The organism is Mycolicibacterium arenosum (assembly GCF_024320865.1).
GTDB lineage: Bacteria > Actinomycetota > Actinomycetes > Mycobacteriales > Mycobacteriaceae > Mycobacterium > Mycobacterium arenosum.
On the sequence record NZ_JANDBD010000001.1, the window covers coordinates 716,307 to 737,884 of the forward strand.

Below are 21,578 nucleotides of genomic sequence, written 5' to 3' on the forward strand. Positions count from 1 at the left end.
CGGCTCCGAGACAGCGAGTGTCGAGATCGGTCCGCGTCGTGGCGGGCAGGCGTACGGCGCCATGACTCAGAATCGCTGTACGCGTTGTCTATTGGTTACTCACGTACTTGAAGAACGTAACTCCAGACTCGTCATGAGTTGTACATTGCTGCATATATTGCCTCGCCTCTTGTGCGGACGCGCTCGGCAGTGGTGGCGAGTCGGGCGGACTGCTCAACGGGGATTGCGATCAACTCCTCCAGAGCGCGCATGATGTGTCCGAGGCCGTGGGTAAGCGGGACACCGAGGTGCTCGTTTTCTAGCGGCATGGCGATGAGCTCCTCGATAAGCTGCAGAGCTGGATCGATTTGTCGTCGGTGGAGTGCGACGATCACTTCGACGCAGCTCACGGTGACTTCGTCGTAGCTATTGGCGCTGTCCCTGAGGGTGGCGACCAACGAGTCGACGGAGTCGAGGTCACGTGCCTCGATAAGGTCCCAGATTCTGTCCATCACGACGTTGGGCCTTACCTCGTCGCTCGGATCCCGAGTGACCATCTGATCGATAGCCTTGATCGCCTTGTCGATGATCGCGTCATTTCGGTACTCGGGACGTTTGTTGAGGAAAGAACGCAACGGGTAGGCGCGCTCGAATGCAGTGCTGGCGGCGCTCCCGCCGAACGACTCACAGCTGAGCAGCGTGCGCACCGCGAGCACGGCAAAGGGCGCCACAGTGGCGGGTGGCATGCCGGCGATGCTGAGGTCGATCACGATTCCTGACACCGCGACTAGGGCCATCACATCGCGCAGCCGATCCCGCGGCATCTCAGCCAAGTCGAGCACGACGCCGCGGGCGAGGTTCACAGAGGAATTGAAGTCGCCGCGGCTCATGCGACAAGTCGCGAGTTCGAGCTGCAGCATCAGCCTGGTGAACTGGAACATCTTCACCTCATCCGGATGGTGGAACTCGAACCGCGAGACCTTCACGATCACAGACAACAACGCGTCGGCGTGTGCTGCCAACTGGTCCACGGCGAAGAACGCATTGCGCCTGCGCATTTCGGTTAGCCAGCCGAGCAGGGGATGCAACATCATGATGATCTGCTCACTGAGGCGTGCCGGTGGGATGTCCCGAAGGAAGATGTCACGCAGCACCTCGTGCACGAGGGGATGGATCCGGATGGTCTCGGCCGCTTCATTGTTCGCGTTGAAGTTGTCGACGAGGACGACTCTTTGAGCGAGAGACTGCGTGCGAAAGATGCTGATGTACCGGCGTTGTACGGCTGGCTCCGCCTCGGCGGGCATCGGTAGTTCGTGAAGTCGCAGGACGATGGACTCGGGAAACGCAGCAATAAGAAAGTTCAGCGGGATCTTGTCGGGCGCGATCAGCGCAGCGCGGTAGAGAAGGGCTTGAGCGATCCGCATCTCATCTGGCGAGTTAGAACCGAGTCCATCGCCGAGATGGCCGACGGCGTGCCGGATCGCCGCGTAGAGCGTGGCATTGCTGACTCCAGGAGGCACGGCGCCCTCGTCCTCAAGGGCATCCAATTCGGCGAAGTACGCCGCGGACAGTTCGGCGACTGTTCCGTCGGCGTTGCCGAAGTACGTTCCCGCCATGCTCACCGCCAGCGGGATCAACCCGAGGCGATTGACCACATCTCGCACTCCCGGATGCTCGGTGGACGGTTCCAAACCGGCGTGGGCGGCAAAGCACGCCATCGCCTCGTCGGCGTTGAACGTCGGGATCTTGATCTTCGGAACCGTTGGCCACCAAGCTGTTTCGTTCGGGGTGGTGATAACGATATTGCCGTTCCCGTACTTGGGGATTAGGGACTCGATTGCCTGGCGGGACGGTGCGCCGTCGAAAACGATCAGCCACGGGCCGCGATTCCGGGCGAGAGCGTCGTGAAAGGCACTGGTCGGGTCTGCCTTATGGCCGAGACGGGTTCTGGTCAGCTCCTCTGCGCAGCGCCGCGCATCGGCCATCATCGTGTCGTTTTCGCGGCAATCGATCCAGCATATGAATTCGAAGGCGTTGTAGTGCAGATGGCAGAAGTCTGCCGCAAGCGCCGACTTCCCGTAGCCGGTGGTCCCGGTCAGGATCGCCACGCGGGGCTGCCGGCCGTCCGCGTTGCCCGACAATGCGTCGGCGATCTCATCGAGCTGCTTGACGCGCGGAACGGTTGAGCTAAAGGTCGGGACGCCGCCGATCGGAACTCCCCAGTCGAAGCTGCCCAACGCGTGTGCAACCGCGGCGTCGGGTGTCCTCAGGAGCTCGAGGAGGTCGGATGCGGGGAATCGTTCAGTCGTTGTGCCGGCCGCTGACCGGAAGATGTGGTGTAGCAGGACAATCGACACCATGCGGGAAGTGGCTTTGCCCTGGCTGAGCACCCGGTCTGCACGGGCCGAGCGGACGTGCCCGGCGACTGAAGCGGCGAGATCGTCCGCCGACCTGGCGTCCACCAGAATGAACCGGTTGGATCGTGGTGTGTCGAGATCCGGTTCCTGATAGGCGAATCGGTCGAGCGAGGACCCGTCGGCCTCGGTGAGTATGCACCTTTCGGCCAGTCCTGCAGACAACGGTCTGTTGGTGAGCAGATGGTTGACACCATCCGAGGCGGCGCCCAAGCGTCGCATCACGTCACCGGCCTCACCGGGGTGCAGCTTGTTGTTCAACGGGTCGCTTGAGCCCTTGACTTGGATGCGCTCGACGACGACGCCGCGGTACTCGACCGCGAAGTCCACGATGTCTGGATCCTCGCCGCTGCCGCTCGTGGCGAGCGGGGTGGGCTCGATTAGCAGCGCTACCTCGTCGGCGTCCACGTCCGCGGCGTGGAGGTAATTCAGGAAGTAGTCGGCGGTGGCCAGGTATTGGTACAGGAACCCGTACGCCGAACTTCGTCCGCCAGTCATCGGCCGCTCCATGGGTGGGGCGGTCCCTCCACCCCGTCTCCGATGTTAGTACATACGTTCGACATCCGATTTAGCAGACGGTGCGGTGCCGCATTTACGGGGGTGCCCGTGGCCGACATAGCGAAGTGACTCGGCCACGCGAACCCGTCGATCACAACGAGTTTGTACGTGCACAGCCAGGACGATGCGCTGAAGGCCGCCGCGGTCAGTTTGGGGGAAGTTGTGTCACCCTCGTGTCACTGAGGCCGTTTTCGAGCCTGAGTGGCCCGGCGAGAAATACATAACGCCTGGTAGAAAGGGTGCCCCCGGCAGGATTCGAACCTGCGGCCTTCTGCTCCGGAGGCAGACGCTCTATCCCCTGAGCTACGGGGGCGCAGTGCGGAAACCGCTACGCCATTGGGCCTCGACAGCCTAACGCATCGCGCCGCGCGCTCGACACCGCCGGTCGCAGGCTCGCCGACTGTTGGCTCGTGTCACGCCCGGGGCGCGATCAGCGTGGCGGTAACCAACGTTCGGCGGGGCAGCTGGGGAAACTGATTCGGGGCAGGCCCACCCCAGACCATAGGATGGACCCCCGTGACCCCCGCCGATCTGGCTGAACTGCTGAAGACCACCGCCGCCGCGGTGCTGGCCGAGCGCGGCCTCGACGCCGCCGCCCTGCCCGACGTGGTCACGGTGGAGCGTCCGCGCAACCCCGAGCACGGCGATTACGCGACCAACCTGGCCCTTCAACTGGGCAAGAAGGTCGGCGCGAACCCCCGCGAACTGGCCGGCTGGCTCGTCGCCGCACTCACCGCCGCCGACGGCATCGCGGGCGCGGACGTCGCGGGCCCCGGCTTCGTCAACCTCCGCATCGAGACCTCCGCGCAGGCCGTCGTCGTCGGCTACGTGCTCGCCGCGGGTGCCACGTACGGCGGCTCCGCCGAACTCGCGGGCCGGAACGTCAACCTCGAGTTCGTGTCGGCCAACCCGACCGGACCCATTCACATCGGCGGCACCCGCTGGGCCGCGGTCGGCGACGCACTCGGACGGCTGCTTGCCACCCAGGGCGCCGCCGTCGTCCGCGAGTACTACTTCAACGACCACGGCGCACAGATCGACCGCTTCGCCCGGTCGCTCGTCGCCGCCGCGAAGGGGGAGCCCGCTCCCGAGGACGGCTACGCGGGCGACTACATCGCCGACATCGCCGCGAAGGTGCTCGAACAGGCCCCCGACGCCATGGCCCTGCCCGCCGCCGAGCAGCAGGAGACGTTCCGGTCGATCGGCGTCGATCTGATGTTCGCCCACATCAAGTCGTCGCTGCACGAGTTCGGCACCGACTTCGACGTCTTCACCCACGAGGACTCGATGCACACCAGCGGCCGAGTCGATCAGGCGATCGCGAAGCTGCGCGAAACCGGTGCCATCTACGAGAAGGACGGCGCAACCTGGTTGCGCACCACCGAATTCGGTGACGACAAGGACCGCGTCGTCATCAAGAGCGACGGCAACCCGGCCTACGTCGCCGGCGACCTCGCCTACTTCCTGGACAAGCGCCAGCGCGGGTTCGACCTCTGCATCTACATGCTCGGCGCCGACCACCACGGCTACATCGCCAGGCTCAAGGCCGCCGCGGCGGCGCTCGGCGACGACCCCGACACCGTCGAGGTGATGATCGGGCAGATGGTCAACCTGGTGCGCGACGGCCAACTGGTCAAGATGAGCAAGCGCGCGGGCACCGTCATCACGCTCGACGACCTCGTCGACGCCATCGGTGTGGACGCCGCGCGGTACTCGCTGATCCGGTCGTCGGTGGACACGCCCATCGACATCGACCTCGCGCTCTGGTCGTCGGCGTCCAGCGAGAACCCCGTGTACTACGTGCAGTACGCGCACGCCCGGCTGTCGGCACTCGCGCGCAGCGCCGCCGACCTCGGACTGGCCGCGGACACCTCGCACCTGGACCTGCTGGTGCACGACCGCGAGGGCACGCTGATGCGCAGCCTCGGCGAGTTCCCTCGGGTGCTGAAAACCGCTGCTTCCCTTCGGGAACCGCACCGGGTGTGCCGGTATCTCGAGGACCTGGCCGGCGACTACCACCGGTTCTACGACTCCTGCCGTGTGCTGCCGATGGGCGACGAGGATGCCACCGAGCTCAACGCCGCACGGCTCGCGCTGTGCGAGGCGACCCGGCAGGTCATCGCCAACGGTCTGCAGATCCTCGGCGTGACCGCCCCGGAGCGGATGTGAACGCGCACCCCGCCGGACCACGCCACGCGGACGAGGTCCATCACCACGGCGCTCCCGCCCGCCCGCAGTCCGTCGCGCAGATGCTGACGCTGGCTCCCCACGTGTGGCCCCGCAACGCCGTTCGCGGCGACAACGGCGCAGTCACGATCGCCGGCGTCTCCGTCGCGCACCTGGCGCAGGAGTACGGCACCCCGCTGTTCGTGATCGACGAGGACGACTTCCGCTCGCGCTGCCGCGACATCGCCGCGGCGTTCGGCGGCGGCGAGTACGTCCGGTACGCCGCCAAGGCCTTCCTCTGCACCGAGATCGCCCGCTGGATCGACCAGGAGGGCCTCGCGCTCGACGTCTGCAGCGGCGGTGAGCTCGCCGTCGCCCTGCGTGCCGACTTCCCTCCCGAGCGAATCGCTCTGCACGGCAACAACAAGTCCGTCGATGAGCTGACCATGGCCGTCGACGCCGGCGTGGGCCACATCGTGCTGGACTCGATCACCGAGATCGAGCGCCTCGAGGCGATCGCCGGTGCCGCCGGTGTCGTGCAGGACGTGCTGATTCGCGTCACCGTCGGCGTCGAGGCGCACACCCACGAGTTCATCTCCACGGCGCACGAGGACCAGAAGTTCGGCCTCTCGCTGGCCAGCGGCGTCGCGATGGACGGTGTCCGCCGCGTGTTCGCCGCCGACCACCTGCGACTCGTCGGCCTGCACAGCCACATCGGCTCGCAGATCTTCGACGTCGCCGGCTTCGAACTCGCCGCGCACCGCGTCATCGGTCTGCTGCGCGACGTCGTCGCCGAGTTCGGCGTCGAGAAGACCGCCCAGATCGCATGCGTCGACCTCGGTGGTGGCCTCGGCATCTCCTATGTGCCGCAGGACGATCCACCCCCGATGTACGAACTCGCCGACAAGCTCAGCGCCATCGTGCGCAACGAGTCGGCCGCGGTCGGCCTGCCCGCGCCGAAGCTGGTGGTGGAACCCGGCCGCGCCATCGCGGGACCCGGCACCATCACCCTCTACGAGGTCGGCACCGTCAAGGACGTGGCGATCAGCCCGACCGCCCACCGGCGCTACGTCAGCGTCGACGGCGGGATGAGCGACAACATCCGCACCTCGCTCTACGCCGCCGAGTACGACGCCCGGCTGGTGTCGCGACTCAGCGATGCGCCGCCCACACTGGCCCGCATCGTCGGAAAGCACTGTGAGAGCGGCGATATCGTGGTTCGGGACACCTGGGTGTCCGACGACATGACACCGGGTGACCTCATCGGGGTCGCCGCGACCGGTGCGTACTGCTATTCGATGTCGAGCCGGTACAACCTGCTCGGCCGTCCCGCGGTGGTCGCCGTGCGGGACGGCGCGGCGCGGCTGATCCTGCGCCGCGAAACAGTCGACGACCTGATCAGCCTGGAGGTGACCGGATAGATGAGTGATCGCGAAAAGCCGATCGGCGTAGCGGTATTGGGACTGGGCAACGTCGGCAGCGAGGTCGTCCGGATCATCGGCGAGAGCGCTGCGGATCTCGCCGCGCGTATCGGCGCTCCGCTGGAACTGCGGGGGATCGGCGTGCGGCGCGTCGCCGACGACCGCGGCGTTCCCGTCGAACTGCTCACCGACGACATCGCGGCGCTCGTCGCGCGCGACGACGTCGACATCGTCGTCGAGCTGATGGGCCCGGTGAAGCCCGCCCGCAAGGCGATTCTCGCCGCGCTCGAGGGCGGCAAGTCCGTGGTCACCGCCAACAAGGCGCTGATGGCGCAGTCGACGGGTGAGTTGGCGCAGGCCGCCGAAGCCGCCCGCGCCGACCTCTACTTCGAAGCCGCTGTGGCCGGGGCGATCCCGGTGATCCGGCCGCTCACGCAGTCGCTCGCCGGTGACACCGTGCTGCGCGTGGCGGGCATCGTCAACGGCACGACGAACTACATCCTGTCGGCGATGAACGACTCCGGCGCCTCCTACGATTCCGCGCTGGCCGACGCCACCGACCTCGGGTACGCCGAGGCCGATCCGACCGCCGACGTCGAGGGGTACGACGCGGCTGCCAAGGCCGCGATCCTGGCGTCCATCGCGTTCCACACCAGGGTCACGGCCGACGACGTCTACCGCGAGGGCATCACCAAGGTCACGGCGGCCGACTTCGAATCCGCTCGCGCGCTCGGCTGCAACATCAAGCTGCTGGCCATCTGCGAGCGACTCACCAACGACGAAGACAAGCAACGCGTGTCCGCCCGCGTGTACCCCGCGCTGGTACCCAACGAGCACCCGCTGGCGTCGGTCAACGGCGCGTTCAACGCCGTCGTCGTCGAGGCCGAGGCGGCGGGCCGACTGATGTTCTACGGCCAGGGTGCCGGCGGTGCGCCGACCGCGTCGGCGGTGATGGGCGATCTCGTGATGGCCGCGCGCAACCGCGTCCAGGGCGGCCGCGGCCCGCGTGAGTCGAAGTACGCCAAGCTGCCGATCGCTCCCATCGGTTTCATCCCGACGCGCTACTACGTCAGCATGAACGTGGCCGACCGGCCCGGTGTGCTGTCGACGGTGTCGGCGGAGTTCGGCAAGCGCGACGTCAGCATCGCCGAGGTACGCCAGGAGGGCATGGTCGACGGAGAGGGGCAGCGCTGCGGCGCGCGCATCGTCGTCGTCACCCACCGCGCGACCGACGCGGCGCTGTCGGAAACCGTTGAGGCGCTTGCCGACCTGGACGTCGTCCAGACGGTCAACAGCGTGCTGAGGCTGGAAGGAACCACAGAATGAGCGTCAAGGCGCCAGTGCACACTCCGTGGCCCGGCCTGATCAGGGCCTACCGGGACAGGCTGCCCGTCGGCGACGACTGGACACCGGTCACGCTGCTGGAGGGCGGCACGCCGCTGATCCCGGCAAAGCGACTGTCCGAGATCACCGGCTGCACCGTGCATCTCAAGGTCGAGGGACTCAATCCGACCGGTTCGTTCAAGGACCGCGGCATGACGATGGCTGTCACCGACGCGATCGCCCGCGGCCAGAAGGCCGTGCTGTGCGCGTCGACCGGCAACACGTCGGCGTCCGCTGCGGCCTACGCCGCGCAGGGCGGCATCACCTGTGCGGTGCTGATCCCGCAGGGCAAGATCGCGATGGGCAAGCTGGCCCAGGCCGTCATGCACGGCGCCGAGATCCTCCAGATCGACGGCAACTTCGACGACTGCCTCGAGTTGGCTCGGAAGCTGACCAACGACTACCCGACGATCGCGCTGGTGAACTCGGTCAACCCGGTCCGTATCGAGGGGCAGAAGACCGCGGCCTTCGAGATCGTCGACGCCCTGGGCTACGCGCCGGACGTGCACTCGCTGCCGGTGGGCAACGCGGGCAACATCACCGCGTACTGGAAGGGCTACCGCGAGTACCACCGGGACGGCATCATCGAGACGCTTCCGAGGATGCTGGGCACCCAGGCCGCCGGCGCCGCGCCGCTGGTCACAGGCGAGCCGGTGAAGAACCCCGAGACGATCGCGACCGCGATCCGCATCGGCTCGCCGGCATCCTGGCACTCCGCGGTAGCGGCCCAGCAGGAGTCGAACGGTCGTTTCGTGGCGGCTACCGACGACGAGATCCTCGAGGCGTACCGCCTGGTGGCCAAGGCCGAGGGTGTCTTCGTCGAGCCCGCATCGGCGGCCAGCATCGCGGGCCTGCTGAAGGCGGTGGAGGACGGCTGGGTCGCGAGGGGCTCCACCGTGGTCTGCACTGTGACCGGCAACGGTCTCAAGGACCCCGACACCGCGCTCAAGGACATGCCCACGGTCACGCCGGTGCCGGTCGATCCCGCCGCCGTCGTCGCCAAACTCGGTCTCGGATAGCGGAGCGATTCGGACGTGACGCAGAATCTGCCAAGCGGGTTGACCGCGGGTGCCGTCGTCGCGGCGTCGAGCGCCAACCTCGGTCCCGGTTTCGACAGTCTCGGCCTGGCGCTGAGTCTTTACGACGAGATCACTGTCGAGACAACCGATTCCGGTCTGACCATCGACGTGGAGGGGGAAGGAGCCGGGCAGGTTCCGCTGGACGCCTCGCACCTCGTGGTGAGGGCGATCAGGCACGGCCTGCAGGCGGCGGGTGTCGGGGCGGCGGGCTTGAAAGTGCACTGCCGCAATGCGATTCCGCACTCCCGTGGCCTCGGATCGTCCGCCGCTGCTGTGGTGGGCGGGCTCGCAGCCGCTAATGCACTTGTTGCGCAGTCTGATTCGGCTCCGCTCACCGACGTCGAGTTGATTCAGCTGTCATCGGAGTTCGAAGGTCACCCCGACAACGCCTCGGCGGCCGTGCTCGGCGGCGCTGTCGTGTCGTGGACCGACGGTGAGGGCCCGTTCCCGCGCTACGCGGCCGCGCCACTGCGTCTGCATCCCGACATCCGATTGTTTCCCGCGATCCCGGAGATCCGGTCGTCGACCGCCGAGACCAGGGTGCTGCTCCCGGACCACGTCTCCCACGTCGACGCACGGTTCAACGTGAGTCGGGCGGCACTGCTCGTCGTCGCGCTCACGGAGCGGCCCGATCTGCTGCTGGAGGCGACCGCCGATCGGTTGCACCAACCGCAACGGGCGGCGGCGATGCCCGCGTCGGCGGAATATCTCAAGATCCTTCGTCGTTCGGGTATTGCAGCGGTGCTTTCCGGGGCGGGACCTGCGGTGATCGCGTTGAGCGACGGCCCGGATCTACCCGCCGAGGCGGTGGAGTTCGGCACCGCGAACGGGTTCACCGTCAGCGAGATGCGCGTCGGCGAGGGCGTCCGCTGGGCGTCCGGCGTCACCGTGAACGGTTGAGTCGGAAACGCCAGGCGAATTCACACATGCCACACGCGAACCAGGTGTTGTCTTGCTTCGAACACCGAAGCGGGTTATCCTCGCTGCGTCCAGCAATCGCAGCGTCTGTACCTGCGCCGACACTAGGACGACCACTCTCCTTTAGGTGTTCAATCTCGTGAACTGACAGTTCGCCCATGCCGGCGAACTCCGGCGATCACCACTGCACAGGCGATGGTGATATCGACGGCTTCAGCCCTCGGCCGTGCCGAATAGCTGAATGCAATGAGCCCTCGCACATCGAAAGCAGCGAGGGAAGGAAAGGAAATCCGTGACCGATACGGACCTCATCACGGCTGGTAACAGCGACGACGTTGCGCTGCCCGACCCCGTGACCGCAGACACCACCGAGCAGGCAGCGCCCGCTGAGGCCGCTCCGGCCGCTGCTGTCGCCGCGAGCGACAAGGGCGGGTCTCTGACCTCCATGGTGCTGCCCGATCTGCGCGCGCTGGCCAACACGCTGGGCGTCAAGGGCGCCTCGGCGATGCGCAAGGGCGAGCTGGTGGCCGCCATCCGCGAGCAGCGCGGTGAGTCCAACGGCCGTCCCGCCGAGGCCGCGGCCCCCGAGGCTGCAGCCCCGCAGGCCGAGGCCCCCGCACAGACCGACGCTCCCGCCGAGGGCGAGAAGCCGGTTCGGTCCCGCCGCCGGGGCGCATCGCGCCAGGCGGGTGCGCCCGAGGCCGATGCCGCGCCGAGCGAGGCGGCTGCCGATGCCGCGCCGCAGCAGGCCGAGAAGCCCGCGAAGCAGGACAAGCCCGAGCAGTCCGACAAGGCCGATAAGTCCGACAAGGCCGATAAATCCGACAAGGCCGAGGACAAGAGCGAGGGCGGTAGGGACTCCGGCCAGCAGAAGTCCGGCGACACCAACGATCGCAATGACGGCGGCAACAACAATCGCGGCGGGAACAACAACAACCGCGGCGGTGGCAATAACAGCGGCAACAACAGCGGTGGAAACAACCGCGGTGGCGGCAACAACAACGACGACGATGACGACGACGAGGGCCGCGGCGGGCGCCGTGGCCGGCGTTTCCGCGATCGTCGTCGCCGCGGTGACCGTCAGGGCGGTGGCGGCGAGGGTGGCGACACCGAACTTCGCGAGGACGACGTCGTGGTGCCGGTCGCCGGCATCCTCGACGTCCTCGACAACTACGCGTTCGTGCGCACCTCCGGATACCTCGCGGGCCCCAACGACGTCTACGTGTCCATGAACATGGTGCGCAAGAACGGCCTGCGCCGCGGCGACGCGGTCACCGGTGCCGTGCGCGTGGCCCGCGAGGGCGACAGCGGAGGCGGCGGCAACCAGAACCAGCGGCAGAAGTTCAACCCGCTGGTGCGGCTCGACACCGTCAACGGCGGACCGGTCGAGGCAGCCAAGAACCGTCCGGAGTTCGGCAAGCTGACCCCGCTGTACCCGAACCAGCGACTGCGTCTCGAGACCACGCCGGAGAAGCTGACCACCCGCGTGATCGATCTGATCATGCCGATCGGCAAGGGTCAGCGCGCGCTGATCGTCTCACCGCCGAAGGCCGGTAAGACGACGATCATGCAGGACATCGCGAACGGCGTCGCCAAGAACAACCCCGAATGCCACCTCATGGTCGTGCTCGTCGACGAGCGCCCCGAAGAGGTCACCGACATGCAGCGCTCGGTCAAGGGCGAGGTCATCGCCTCGACGTTCGACCGGCCGCCGTCAGACCACACCCAGGCGGCGGAGCTCGCCATCGAGCGCGCCAAGCGCCTCGTCGAGCAGGGCAAGGACGTCATCGTGCTGCTCGACTCGATCACCCGCCTCGGCCGCGCGTACAACAACGCGTCGCCGGCGTCGGGCCGCATCCTGTCCGGTGGCGTCGACTCGACGGCGCTGTACCCGCCGAAGCGGTTCCTCGGCGCGGCCCGCAACATCGAGGACGGCGGATCGCTGACCATCATCGCCACGGCGATGGTCGAGACCGGCTCCACTGGTGACACGGTCATCTTCGAGGAGTTCAAGGGCACCGGTAACGCCGAGCTCAAGCTCGATCGCAAGATCGCCGAGCGCCGTGTGTTCCCGGCCGTCGACGTGAACCCCTCGGGCACTCGGAAGGACGAGCTGCTGCTGTCGCCCGACGAGTTCGCGGTCGTGCACAAGCTGCGTCGGGTGATGTCGGGTCTCGACCCGCACGCCGCCATCGACCTACTGATGAGCCAGCTGCGCAAGACGAAGACCAACTACGAGTTCCTGGTGCAGGTCTCCAAGACCACTCCGGGCAACATGGACCACGACTAACACGCGAGAGAGAAGGCCCGCCGCGCTATGCGGCGGGCCTCTTTCGTGTCACGCGCGCCCGAATCACACGGACGGATCCGCTCGCAGCCCCGGCATCACGTAGCGCCGGACGTGCGTCAGCACCGCGTCGGAGTCGGCGGCGTCGAGGGTGTCACCGGGTACGGTTGCCAGCGAGATGATCACGCGCGCAACCCATTCCGATGCCTCGGCGATGTTCGTGTCGACGTGGACGTCGCCGGCGTCGCGGGCCGCGATCAGGTAGCGCGTCCAGAAGTCGGCGAGATCGGGAACCAGCCCCTGGACGCCGGCGCCCGCGCACGCCGCGAACTCCTCGGGCTCTTCGAGGCGAAGCTTCATCAGCAGGGCGCCCGGATCGTCGTAGGCCGTGCGACCGTGCCGGATGCCGGCGGCCAGTTGGCGATCCAGCCCATCGACCCGCTCGAGTAGGGCGTGCGCATCCGACCAGTAGGCGTTGTTCAACCGCACGATGGCGGCGCCCAGCAGCGTCACCTTGTCGGGGAAGTGCCGGTACAGCCAGCCGCGCGACACGCCGGCGACCTCGGCGACCTCGGACACCGTCGTCGCGCGAATGCCCTTGGCGCGTAGGCACTCCTCGGCCGCGTCGATCAGTCGGTCGCGGACGCTCCTACGCACCGTCGGGGTGGTCACCGGGCGGCTCCTGGTCATTCCTCAGCGGGGGCGGGGGGAACGGATGCATTCTCCCAAGGGGCACACGGTACCGTGTGACGGACGGTGGTAGACACTTTTCGGAATCTGTTCACGATCAAGGTGGATCAATGGCGGACACGCTGCAGCAACTGCTCCGCGAGCGGGCTGACGACGACTCGGTGGGGCTGAAGTTCGGCGAGCGGACCTGGACGTGGCGCGAGCATCTCGCGGAGGCCGCCGCTCAGGCGTCCGCGCTCATCGCCGCCGCGGATCCCGACCGTCCCCTGCACGTCGGCGCGCTGCTCGGCAACACCCCCGACATGCTGCGGGCGCTCGCGTCCGCCGGACTCGGTGGGTTCGTGCTGTGCGGCATCAACACCACTCGTCGCGGCGCGGCGCTGGCCCGCGACATCACCCGCGTCGACACCCAGATCCTGCTGGTCAATCCCGAGCATCGGAGCCTGCTCGACGGACTGGATCTGGGTGACGTCAGAGTCATCGACGTGACCAGCCCGCAGTGGGCCGCCGAGGTGGCCGCCGCGCCGCCGCTGGTGCCGCACCGGGAGTCCGCGCCCGACGACGTGTTCATGATGATCTTCACCTCGGGCACCAGCGGCGAGCCCAAGGCCGTGCAGGTTCCCCACGCCGTGGTGCTCATCGCAGGGATGGCCCTGGTGGCCAAATACGACGTCGGAACCGATGACGTCGGATACCTGTCGATGCCGCTGTTCCACTCGAACGCCGTGTACGCCGGATGGGCCGTGACGCTGGTCTCGGGTGCCGCCATGGTGCCCGCGAAGTTCTCCGCGTCGCGCTTCCTTGACGACGTGCGCCGCTACGGCGTGACGTACATGAACTACGTCGGCAAGCCGTTGGCCTACATCCTCGCCACCGAGGAGCGTCCGGACGACCACGCCAACACGCTGCGCGTCGCATTCGGCAACGAGGCCAGCGACCGCGACATCGACGAGTTCGCCCGCCGCTTCGATTGCACGGTGTGGGACGGTTTCGGCTCCACCGAGAACGCGATCATCGTCATCCGGGAGGACGGCTGCCCGGCCGGCTCGCTGGGCAAGGGGTACCCCGGCGTGGCGATCTACCACCCGGACACCGTGACGGAGTGCGATGTCGCGGAGTTCGACGAGCACGGCGCGCTGAGCAACGCAGATGCCGCCGTGGGGGAGTTGGTGAACACGACCGGCAGCGGACTGTTCCGCGGCTACTACAACGATCAGGCCGCCACCGACGAGCGGATCCGGCACGGCATGTACTGGTCGGGCGATCTGGCCTATCGCGACGCCGACGGCTGGATCTACTTCGCGGGCCGCAGCGCGGACTGGCTGCGGGTGGACGGCGAGAACATGGCGACCGCCCCCATCGAGCGGGTGCTGGTGCAGTTCCCTGCGGTCAGCCGCGCGGTCGTCTACGCGGTTCCCGACGAGCTTGTCGGGGACCAGGTGATGGCCGCGATCGTGCTTCGCGACGGGGCCGAGTTCGACGCGAAGGCGTTCGAGGCGTTCCTGTCGACGCACGAGGAGATGTCACCGAAGGCGTGGCCGCGGCACGTCTGGATCACCGACGAGCTGCCGACGACGGCGACGAACAAGATCCTCGAGCGCGAGCTGGTCGCCCGCGGGCTCGACGTCGAGGGCGGCGTGCTGTGGAAGCGCGACGGGTCCCACTACGCCGTCACTGATAGGGGTCGGTGATCTCACGCAGGGACATCAGCATGTCGCGCAGTCGGCGGTAGTCCTCCGGCCCGACGTGGGCCCGCCACTCGGCTTCGACCTTCCGCACCTCGGCGGCGGCCGCGGCGCAGAGCTTCTCGCCCCGCTCGCTGAGCACGATCAACCGCGCCCTCGCATCCGAGGGATCGGGTCGGCGTTCCACGTAGCCGCTGCGTTCGAGCTCGTCGATCAGCGCGCCTGCGGTCTGTTTGGTCACCTGCGCCTGCTCGGCCAAATCGGTGATCCGGGTTCCAGCCGGGCTCAGTCGCTGCCCGATTCTGCACTGCGCGATTGTGAGGTCGTCGAACCCCGCGTCGCGTAGTGCGTCCATCACGCGGGCTTCGGCGGCCCGGTGCGCGATGAACAGCAGCGTCGCGGTGTTCGGTTGATCGTCGGCCACCCGTTGACTTTAGTACGGATCCCTGTCTATTTTAGTCAGGAAACCTGACTAGTCGTGGAGGCTCGAGTGAGTGACGACGAGATCTGGCGGCACATCGATCAGCAGCGCTCCGACCTCGCTGACTTCCTCGAGACGCTCACCGCCGACCAGTGGAGCACGCCGTCGTTGTGCGACGGCTGGACCGTCCGCGACGTCGCGGTGCACCTGACCCAGTCCGTTGCGCCGTGGCCCCGGATGGCGTTCGAAGCCGTGCGCTCGGGGTTTCGGTTCAACGCCATGGTGGCCAGGATCGCCAGGGAGGACGCCAGCACGCCCGAGGAGGTCGTCGCGACGTTGCGAGCGATGGTCGGCGGTCGCAGGCGGCCACCGGGTACGGCGCCCGCTGACCCGCTGATGGACACGCTGGTGCACGGCCAGGACATCGCCATCCCGCTCGGCGTCAGCCGAGACATTCCGCGGCAGGCCGCGGTCCTCGCCGCCGACCGGGTGTGGACGATGGGATTCCCGTTCCACGCCAGGAAGCGGTTTCCCGGTGTCGCACTCGTCGCCGACGACGCGGACTTCCGGATCGGCGCGGGCGAACCGGTGACCGGCGCCATCGGCGACATCCTGCTCGCGTTGGCCGGCAGGCAGGAGGGGTTGGCCGGCTTGTCGGGTCCCGTCCCGGCGGCCGCGTACCGCTGAGAAACGCCGGAATAGCGGCCGGTCCGTCGGCGTTTATGACTCTGACGGCTGACCTGGCATAATTGCCCGTTGACACCTCGGCTCCGGTTCACGTCCGAAGACATTTCGGGCGACCCGGCGCCACTGATCAAGAGGACCAAGAAATGAAATCGGGTATTCACCCCACCTACGTCGAGACCACCGTGGTCTGCGGCTGCGGCAACACCTTCCAGACTCGGAGCACCAAGGAGAGCGGCCACATCGTGGTCGAGGTCTGCTCCCAGTGCCACCCGTTCTACACCGGCAAGCAGAAGATCCTCGACAGCGGCGGCCGCGTTGCCCGCTTCGAGAAGCGCTACGGCAAGCGCAAGGCCGGTGCCGACACGGAGACCGCCGACAACTAGCTGCGTCAACGGCGCCTGATCTGTCGCATTCGCGTCAGGTTCGGGCGCCGTTGTCGTTCCACGGATGGTCCATCGCAACGCAAGGAGGTGCGCGTGAGCGACAACGCTCCCAGGATCGAGGCGCTGCTCGCCGAGTACACCGACCTCGAGACCCAACTCGCCGACCCCTCGTTGCATGCCGATGCGGCCGCCGCGAAGCGAGTGGGCCGACGGTTCGCCCAGGTGGCGCCGATCGTGGCGACCCACCGCAAGCTCGAGGCGGCGCGCGGCGATCTGGAGGCGGCAAGGGAACTCGCGGCCGATGACGCGTCGTTCGCCGAGGAGGTTCCCGAGCTCGAGACGCGCGTCCAGGAACTCGACACCCAGCTCACCGACCTGTTGGCCCCGCGCGACCCGCACGACGCGGACGACGTGGTGCTCGAAGTGAAATCCGGTGAGGGAGGCGAGGAGTCGGCCCTGTTCGCCGCCGACCTCGCCCGGATGTACATCCGCTACGCGGAACGCCACGGCTGGTCGGTGACCGTGCTCGACGAGACGTGGTCGGACCTCGGCGGCTACAAGGACGCCACCATCACGATCGCCAGCAAGGGCGACTCGGCCGACGGCGTCTGGTCCCGGCTGAAGTTCGAAGGCGGCGTGCACCGCGTGCAACGCGTGCCCGTCACGGAATCCCAAGGGCGCGTGCACACCTCGGCAGCCGGCGTCCTCGTCTACCCGGAACCCGAGGACGTGGCCGAGGTGCAGATCGACGAGTCCGACCTCCGCATCGACGTCTACCGGTCGTCCGGCAAGGGCGGTCAGGGCGTCAACACCACGGACTCCGCCGTCCGCATCACGCACCTGCCCACCGGGATCGTCGTCACCTGTCAGAACGAGCGTTCGCAGCTTCAGAACAAGGCGCGCGCCATGGTGGTGCTGGCGGCCCGGCTGCAGGCCCTCGCCGAAGAGCAGGCCTCGGCGGACGCGTCCGCGGACCGGGCCAGCCAGATCCGCACCGTCGACCGCAGTGAGCGCATCCGGACGTACAACTTCCCGGAGAACCGCATCGCCGACCACCGGATCAACTTCAAGGCGCACAACCTCGATCAGGTCCTCGACGGCGAGATGGACGCACTGCTCGACGCGTTGGCCGCCGCCGACAAGGAGACGAGGCTGCAGGAGGCGTGACGGCGTCCCGGCCCGGGGCGGGCGGAAACACGCTGCGCCGCGCGATCGACGACGCCGCTCGCACGCTCCGCGAGGCGGGGATCGCCAGCGCGCGTGCCGATGCCGAGAACCTCGCCGCGCACGCCGCGGGGGTCGACCGCAGTCGGCTGATCATGGTGGAACCCGACGACGGCTTCCTCGGCCGGTACCGCGTCCTCGTCGCCGCGCGCGCCGACCGCATCCCGCTGCAGCACCTGATCGGGAGCGCGGGCTTCGGCCCGGTCACGCTGAGCGTCGGCCCCGGAGTGTTCGTGCCGCGCCCGGAAACCGAGGCACTGCTGGAATGGGCTCTCGCCCAACCGCTTCCGGATCGGCCGCTCATCGTCGACCTGTGTACCGGGTCCGGCGCGCTGGCGGTGGCGCTGGCGCACGCGCGGCCCGGTGCGCGGGTGATCGCGGTCGACGACTCCGACAGCGCCCTCGACTACGCCCGGCGGAACGCCGCCGGGGCCGCCATCGACCTGGTCGCGGCCGATGTGACCGCGCCCGGTCTGCTCGCCGCCCACGACGGCGCCGTCGACCTCATCGTCGCGAACCCGCCCTACATTCCCGAGGGTGCCGAGCTGGAACCCGAAGTAGCACAACATGATCCGCACCACGCGCTGTTCGGCGGTCCGGACGGCATGGCCGTCATCGAGCCGATCGTCGCGCACGCCCAGCGGCTGCTGCGTCGGGGGAGCGGCCGTATCGGCATCGAGCACGACGACAGCACGTCGGCCGCGACGGTCGCGGTGTTCGACCGGGCGGGGATGTTCACCGACGTGACGGCGCACCGCGACTTGACGGGTCGACCGCGGTTCGTCACGGCGACGCGGGTGAGAAGGTAGGAGTCATGGCAACCGAGGTTTTCGACTGCTCCGACGCCGAGCAGCGGCGGAAGGGCATCGAGACGGCGATCAGCGCTGCCAAGAGCGGGCGGTTGGTCGTGATGCCCACCGACACCGTCTACGGCATCGGCGCCGACGCCTTCGACAGCGCGGCCGTCGCCGCGCTGCTGTCCGCCAAGGGGCGCGGCAGGGACATGCCGGTGGGGGTGCTCGTCGGCTCCTGGCACACCATCGAGGGGCTGGTCTACTCCGTTCCGCCCGCTGCCCGCGAGCTCATCCGCGCCTTCTGGCCCGGTGCCCTGAGCCTCGTCGTGCGCCAGGCGCCGTCGCTGCAGTGGGATCTGGGCGACGCCAACGGGACCGTGATGCTGCGCATGCCGCTGCATCCCGTCGCGATCGAACTGCTCCGCGAGGTCGGGCCCATGGCGGTGTCCAGTGCCAACGTCTCGGGCCGCCCGGCGGCAGTGACCGCGGCCGATGCCCGCGACCAACTCGGCGATCTCGTCAGCGTGTACCTCGAGGCGGGCACGTCGGTCAACGAGGCGGCGTCGACGATCGTCGACCTGACCGGTGCGCAGCCCCGCGTCCTGCGCGAGGGCCCGGTGACGGCCGCGCAGGTGGCCGAGGTCCTCGGCGTCGAGGCTGATTCCCTCTCGGCGGCCGACTGACCACTCAGCTTCGTCAAGTACGGTTCTTCGAGTGGTGAGTGAGGCGTTGGGCACGGTGACGCTCGCGCTGAACGACCGTGGCGCAGGCGTTCCGCTGCGGGAGTTGGCCCTCGTCGGCCTCACCGCGGCGGTCGTCACCTACCTCGCCACCGGGTGGGTGCGCGCCATCGCGACCCGGCTCGGCGCGGTGGCCTACCCGCGCGAGCGCGACGTGCACATCGAACCGATCCCGCGCATGGGCGGCCTGGCGATGTACATCGGCGTCGCCGCGGCCGTCTTGCTGGCCTCGCAACTGCCCGCTCTCACAAGGGGTTTCGTCTACTCGTCGGGCATGCCCGCCGTTGTGGTCGCCGGCGGGCTGATCATGGCGATCGGGCTCATCGACGATCGCTGGGGACTGGACGCGCTGACGAAGTTCGCTGGCCAGATCACCGCCGCAAGCGTGCTGGTCACCATGGGCGTCGCGTGGAGCGTCCTGTACATCCCGATCGGCGGCGTCGGCACGATCGTGCTGGACCAGGTCACCTCGATCCTGCTCACACTGGCGCTGACCGTGTCGATCGTGAACGCGATGAACTTCGTCGACGGCCTCGACGGTCTCGCCGCCGGCCTCGGCCTCATCACCGCGGCGGCCATCTGCATCTTCTCGATCGGACTGTTGCGCGACCACGGTGGCGACGTGCTCTTCTACCCGCCCGCGGTGATCTCGGTGGTGCTGGCGGGCGCCTGCCTGGGCTTCCTGCCGCACAACTTCCATCCCGCGCGAATCTTCATGGGTGATTCGGGATCGATGCTCATCGGCCTGATGCTCGCGGCCGCGTCCACCACGGCTGCGGGGCCCATCTCGCAGAACGCCTACGGTGCCCGCGACGTCTTCGCGCTGCTGTCGCCGTTCCTGTTGGTGGTTGCCGTGATGTTCGTGCCCGCTCTGGACATGTTGCTGGCGATCGTGCGACGCACCAGGGCCGGCCGCAGCCCGTTCAGTCCGGACAAGATGCATCTGCACCACCGACTGCTGCAGATCGGCCACTCGCATCGGCGGGTGGTGCTGCTGATCTACATGTGGGTCGGCATCGTCGCACTGGGCGCCGCGAGCACCATTTTCTTCGACCCCCGATACACCGGTGGGGTCATGCTCGCGGCCATCGTCGTCGCGGTCGTCATCACGCTGATTCCGTTGTTGAGACGCGGAGAACCCTTCACAGGTGGTGGCAGGGAACTCTAATACGACGAAAAGTAGTAGGCCCCCTTTTGGGCCGTTTACCATGTGGTACGTTACTGGCAGAACCCGAAAAACCTCGCGGGTTGCCGGCCCGGCCCATCGGTTCGCAAGACCGATTCGGCGCCGATACACGACCGACATAAGGGAGCTACCCCTTGGGTGATTCCAGCGCGCCCGTCGCCCTTCGATACAGTCGTCGGGCACGCACCGGAACATCGTTGTTCATGGGGTTCCTCTCGAGGACCCGCGGGATTGAGGTGAAGCAGTGACCACCCCAGCGCAGGATGCGCCGTTGGTGTATCCCGCCGTCGCCTTCAGGCCGGTGCGATTGCTCGTCGTGTGCCTCGCGCTCACCGCAGTCGCGGTCGCCGCCTCCTGGTACATCGGCAGCCCGCTCTTCGGCGTCTTCTTCGGCATCGGACTCGGCCTGGGTTTGCTCAACGCGATGCTCGTGAAGCGCGCGGTTGACGCGATCACCGCCGAGGACCATCCGCTGAAGAAGAAGATGGCCCTCAACTCGGCGACGCGGCTTCTCGTCATCACCGCCGTCGCACTCACCATCGCGTTCATCTTCAAGAACAACGGCGGACTCGGCGTGGTGTTCGGACTCGCGATCTTCCAGGCGCTGCTGGTGCTCAGCACCAGCCTGCCGATCCTGAAGAAGATCCGCACACAGGGTCTGGACGTCCTGGACACCGATTCGAAGGCTCGAGACGAAGGAAAGTTGAGCTGACTGCAATGACTGGGACGACCGTAACGCTCCTCGCCGCTGAGGAAGGTGGCGCCGCCATTCAAGTCGGACACCACACCATGGTGTTCGAGCTGTTCGGGATGACGTTCAACGGCGACACCATTCTCGCCACCGCCATCACGGGCGTGATCATCATCCTGCTGGCCTTCTTCCTGAAGTCGAAGGTGACCTCGACGGGTGTGCCGGGCGGTGTGCAGCTGTTCTGGGAGGCACTCACAATCCAGATGCGCGGGCAGATCGAGGCCTCCATCGGCATGAGGGTCGCACCGTTCGTGCTGCCGCTGGCCGTCGCCATCTTCGCGACGATTCTGATCTCCAACTGGCTGGCCGTCCTACCGCTGCAGTACGGAGTGGGCGACACGGCGCACGAGCTCTACAAGGCGCCGGCCTCCGACATCAACTTCGTGTTGGCGCTGGCGGCGTTCGTGTTCATCGCCTATCACGCGGCCGGCTTCTGGCGCCGCGGCCCGAGCCACCCGTGGAAGGTGCTCAAGGGCCACGTCACGCTGATGATGCCGATCAACCTCGTCGAGGAGATCGCCAAGCCGATCTCGTTGGCACTCCGACTCTTCGGCAACATCTTCGCGGGCGGCATCCTCGTCGCACTCATCGCGATGTTCCCCTGGTACATCCAGTGGGCACCCAATGCCATCTGGAAGACGTTCGACCTCTTCGTCGGCCTCATCCAGGCGTTCATCTTCTCGCTGCTGACGATCCTGTACTTCAGCCAGGCGATGGAGTTGGAAGACGACCACCACTAGCTAACCGACCTGCACGACCAGTAGGACCAAATAGTCCTGGTGGCACCGCCACCAGAAACCAAGGAGGAAAAA

At 67.5% G+C, this 21,578-nt stretch carries 18 protein-coding genes and 1 tRNA gene; 15 read left to right on the forward strand and 4 right to left on the reverse strand.

Annotated features, from left to right (window positions below):
• Positions 1-131 precede the first annotated feature (131 nt).
• Both NM203_RS03515 and NM203_RS03520 read right to left on the reverse strand, forming a co-directional pair.
• A complete protein-coding gene (locus tag NM203_RS03515) occupies positions 132-2,891 on the reverse strand; it encodes a tetratricopeptide repeat-containing protein (protein ID WP_255058220.1) in 2,760 nt (919 codons plus the stop codon).
• 300 nt (positions 2,892-3,191) lie between these two features.
• A tRNA-Arg gene (locus NM203_RS03520) sits at positions 3,192-3,264 on the reverse strand.
• Positions 3,265-3,467: 203 nt separating this feature from the next.
• Between NM203_RS03520 and argS the strand changes: the two genes are divergently transcribed.
• The 6 genes from argS to rho all read left to right on the forward strand — a co-directional run bounded on the left by argS (position 3,468) and on the right by rho (position 12,208).
• The gene (argS, locus tag NM203_RS03525) at positions 3,468-5,120 is read left to right on the forward strand and encodes an arginine--tRNA ligase (protein ID WP_255058221.1); all 1,653 of its coding nucleotides are present in this window, start codon (positions 3,468-3,470) and stop codon (positions 5,118-5,120) included.
• Positions 5,117-6,538 carry a diaminopimelate decarboxylase gene (gene lysA, locus NM203_RS03530; RefSeq protein ID WP_255058222.1) on the forward strand — a complete coding sequence of 474 codons (1,422 nt, stop codon included), beginning with the start codon at positions 5,117-5,119 and terminating at the stop codon, positions 6,536-6,538. Before argS ends, lysA begins: the two co-directional genes overlap by 4 nt.
• Positions 6,539-7,864, forward strand: coding sequence for a homoserine dehydrogenase (locus tag NM203_RS03535; protein ID WP_255058223.1), 1,326 nt, complete (start codon positions 6,539-6,541; stop codon positions 7,862-7,864).
• The gene (thrC, locus tag NM203_RS03540) at positions 7,861-8,940 is read left to right on the forward strand and encodes a threonine synthase (RefSeq protein WP_255058224.1); all 1,080 of its coding nucleotides are present in this window, start codon (positions 7,861-7,863) and stop codon (positions 8,938-8,940) included. The genes NM203_RS03535 and thrC overlap by 4 nt, the downstream gene beginning before the upstream one ends.
• Before the next feature lie 15 nt (positions 8,941-8,955).
• The gene (gene thrB / locus NM203_RS03545) at positions 8,956-9,900 is read left to right on the forward strand and encodes a homoserine kinase (protein ID WP_255058225.1); all 945 of its coding nucleotides are present in this window, start codon (positions 8,956-8,958) and stop codon (positions 9,898-9,900) included.
• A 310-nt stretch (positions 9,901-10,210) separates the two neighbouring features.
• Positions 10,211-12,208: a transcription termination factor Rho gene (gene rho / locus NM203_RS03550; RefSeq protein ID WP_255058226.1), complete on the forward strand. Its 1,998-nt coding sequence runs from the start codon at positions 10,211-10,213 to the stop codon at positions 12,206-12,208.
• 63 nt (positions 12,209-12,271) lie between these two features.
• Here rho and NM203_RS03555 read toward each other — a convergent pair whose 3' ends face one another.
• Positions 12,272-12,895 carry a TetR/AcrR family transcriptional regulator gene (locus tag NM203_RS03555; RefSeq protein ID WP_408633288.1) on the reverse strand — a complete coding sequence of 208 codons (624 nt, stop codon included), beginning with the start codon at positions 12,893-12,895 and terminating at the stop codon, positions 12,272-12,274.
• A 110-nt stretch (positions 12,896-13,005) separates the two neighbouring features.
• Between NM203_RS03555 and fadD1 the strand changes: the two genes are divergently transcribed.
• A complete protein-coding gene (gene fadD1, locus NM203_RS03560) occupies positions 13,006-14,586 on the forward strand; it encodes a fatty-acid--CoA ligase FadD1 (RefSeq protein ID WP_255058230.1) in 1,581 nt (526 codons plus the stop codon).
• Here the strand turns inward: fadD1 and NM203_RS03565 are convergent.
• Positions 14,567-15,004 carry a MarR family winged helix-turn-helix transcriptional regulator gene (locus NM203_RS03565; RefSeq protein ID WP_255058231.1) on the reverse strand — a complete coding sequence of 146 codons (438 nt, stop codon included), beginning with the start codon at positions 15,002-15,004 and terminating at the stop codon, positions 14,567-14,569. The two genes, fadD1 and NM203_RS03565, sit on opposite strands and share 20 nt — an antisense overlap.
• 66 nt (positions 15,005-15,070) lie before the next feature.
• On the opposite strand from NM203_RS03565, the gene NM203_RS03570 reads away from it, so the two are divergent.
• From NM203_RS03570 to atpB, 8 genes are all read left to right on the forward strand, one after another.
• A complete protein-coding gene (locus tag NM203_RS03570; protein ID WP_255058232.1) occupies positions 15,071-15,688 on the forward strand; it encodes a maleylpyruvate isomerase family mycothiol-dependent enzyme in 618 nt (205 codons plus the stop codon).
• A gap of 143 nt (positions 15,689-15,831) precedes the next feature.
• Positions 15,832-16,071: a 50S ribosomal protein L31 gene (gene rpmE, locus NM203_RS03575; protein ID WP_255058233.1), complete on the forward strand. Its 240-nt coding sequence runs from the start codon at positions 15,832-15,834 to the stop codon at positions 16,069-16,071.
• A gap of 93 nt (positions 16,072-16,164) precedes the next feature.
• The gene (gene prfA / locus NM203_RS03580) at positions 16,165-17,238 is read left to right on the forward strand and encodes a peptide chain release factor 1 (RefSeq protein ID WP_255058234.1); all 1,074 of its coding nucleotides are present in this window, start codon (positions 16,165-16,167) and stop codon (positions 17,236-17,238) included.
• A complete protein-coding gene (prmC, locus tag NM203_RS03585) occupies positions 17,235-18,104 on the forward strand; it encodes a peptide chain release factor N(5)-glutamine methyltransferase (RefSeq protein ID WP_255058235.1) in 870 nt (289 codons plus the stop codon). The genes prfA and prmC overlap by 4 nt, the downstream gene beginning before the upstream one ends.
• Before the next feature lie 5 nt (positions 18,105-18,109).
• Positions 18,110-18,772: an L-threonylcarbamoyladenylate synthase gene (locus NM203_RS03590; RefSeq protein WP_255058236.1), complete on the forward strand. Its 663-nt coding sequence runs from the start codon at positions 18,110-18,112 to the stop codon at positions 18,770-18,772.
• 31 nt (positions 18,773-18,803) lie between these two features.
• Positions 18,804-19,997 (forward strand): glycosyltransferase family 4 protein, encoded by a 1,194-nt coding sequence (locus tag NM203_RS03595; protein ID WP_255058237.1) that lies wholly within the window; start codon positions 18,804-18,806, stop codon positions 19,995-19,997.
• Between the two features lie 262 nt (positions 19,998-20,259).
• Complete coding sequence (locus NM203_RS03600) at positions 20,260-20,727, forward strand: ATP synthase subunit I (RefSeq protein ID WP_255058239.1); 468 nt, start codon at positions 20,260-20,262, stop codon at positions 20,725-20,727.
• A 5-nt stretch (positions 20,728-20,732) separates the two neighbouring features.
• Positions 20,733-21,506 (forward strand): F0F1 ATP synthase subunit A, encoded by a 774-nt coding sequence (gene atpB, locus NM203_RS03605; RefSeq protein ID WP_255058240.1) that lies wholly within the window; start codon positions 20,733-20,735, stop codon positions 21,504-21,506.
• Positions 21,507-21,578 lie beyond the last annotated feature (72 nt).

Bases quoted from the DNA above. Each gene is read 5' to 3' on its own strand.
- NM203_RS03590 (WP_255058236.1), top strand. From the start codon at position 18,110: ATGGCAACCGAGGTTTTCGACTGCTCCGACGCCGAGCAGCGGCGGAAG.
- NM203_RS03555 (WP_408633288.1), bottom strand. From the start codon at position 12,895: ATGACCAGGAGCCGCCCGGTGACCACCCCGACGGTGCGTAGGAGCGTC.
- thrC (WP_255058224.1), top strand. From the start codon at position 7,861: ATGAGCGTCAAGGCGCCAGTGCACACTCCGTGGCCCGGCCTGATCAGG.
- rpmE (WP_255058233.1), top strand. From the start codon at position 15,832: ATGAAATCGGGTATTCACCCCACCTACGTCGAGACCACCGTGGTCTGC.
- fadD1 (WP_255058230.1), top strand. From the start codon at position 13,006: ATGGCGGACACGCTGCAGCAACTGCTCCGCGAGCGGGCTGACGACGAC.
- NM203_RS03535 (WP_255058223.1), top strand. From the start codon at position 6,539: ATGAGTGATCGCGAAAAGCCGATCGGCGTAGCGGTATTGGGACTGGGC.
- atpB (WP_255058240.1), top strand. From the start codon at position 20,733: ATGACTGGGACGACCGTAACGCTCCTCGCCGCTGAGGAAGGTGGCGCC.
- NM203_RS03515 (WP_255058220.1), bottom strand. From the start codon at position 2,891: ATGACTGGCGGACGAAGTTCGGCGTACGGGTTCCTGTACCAATACCTG.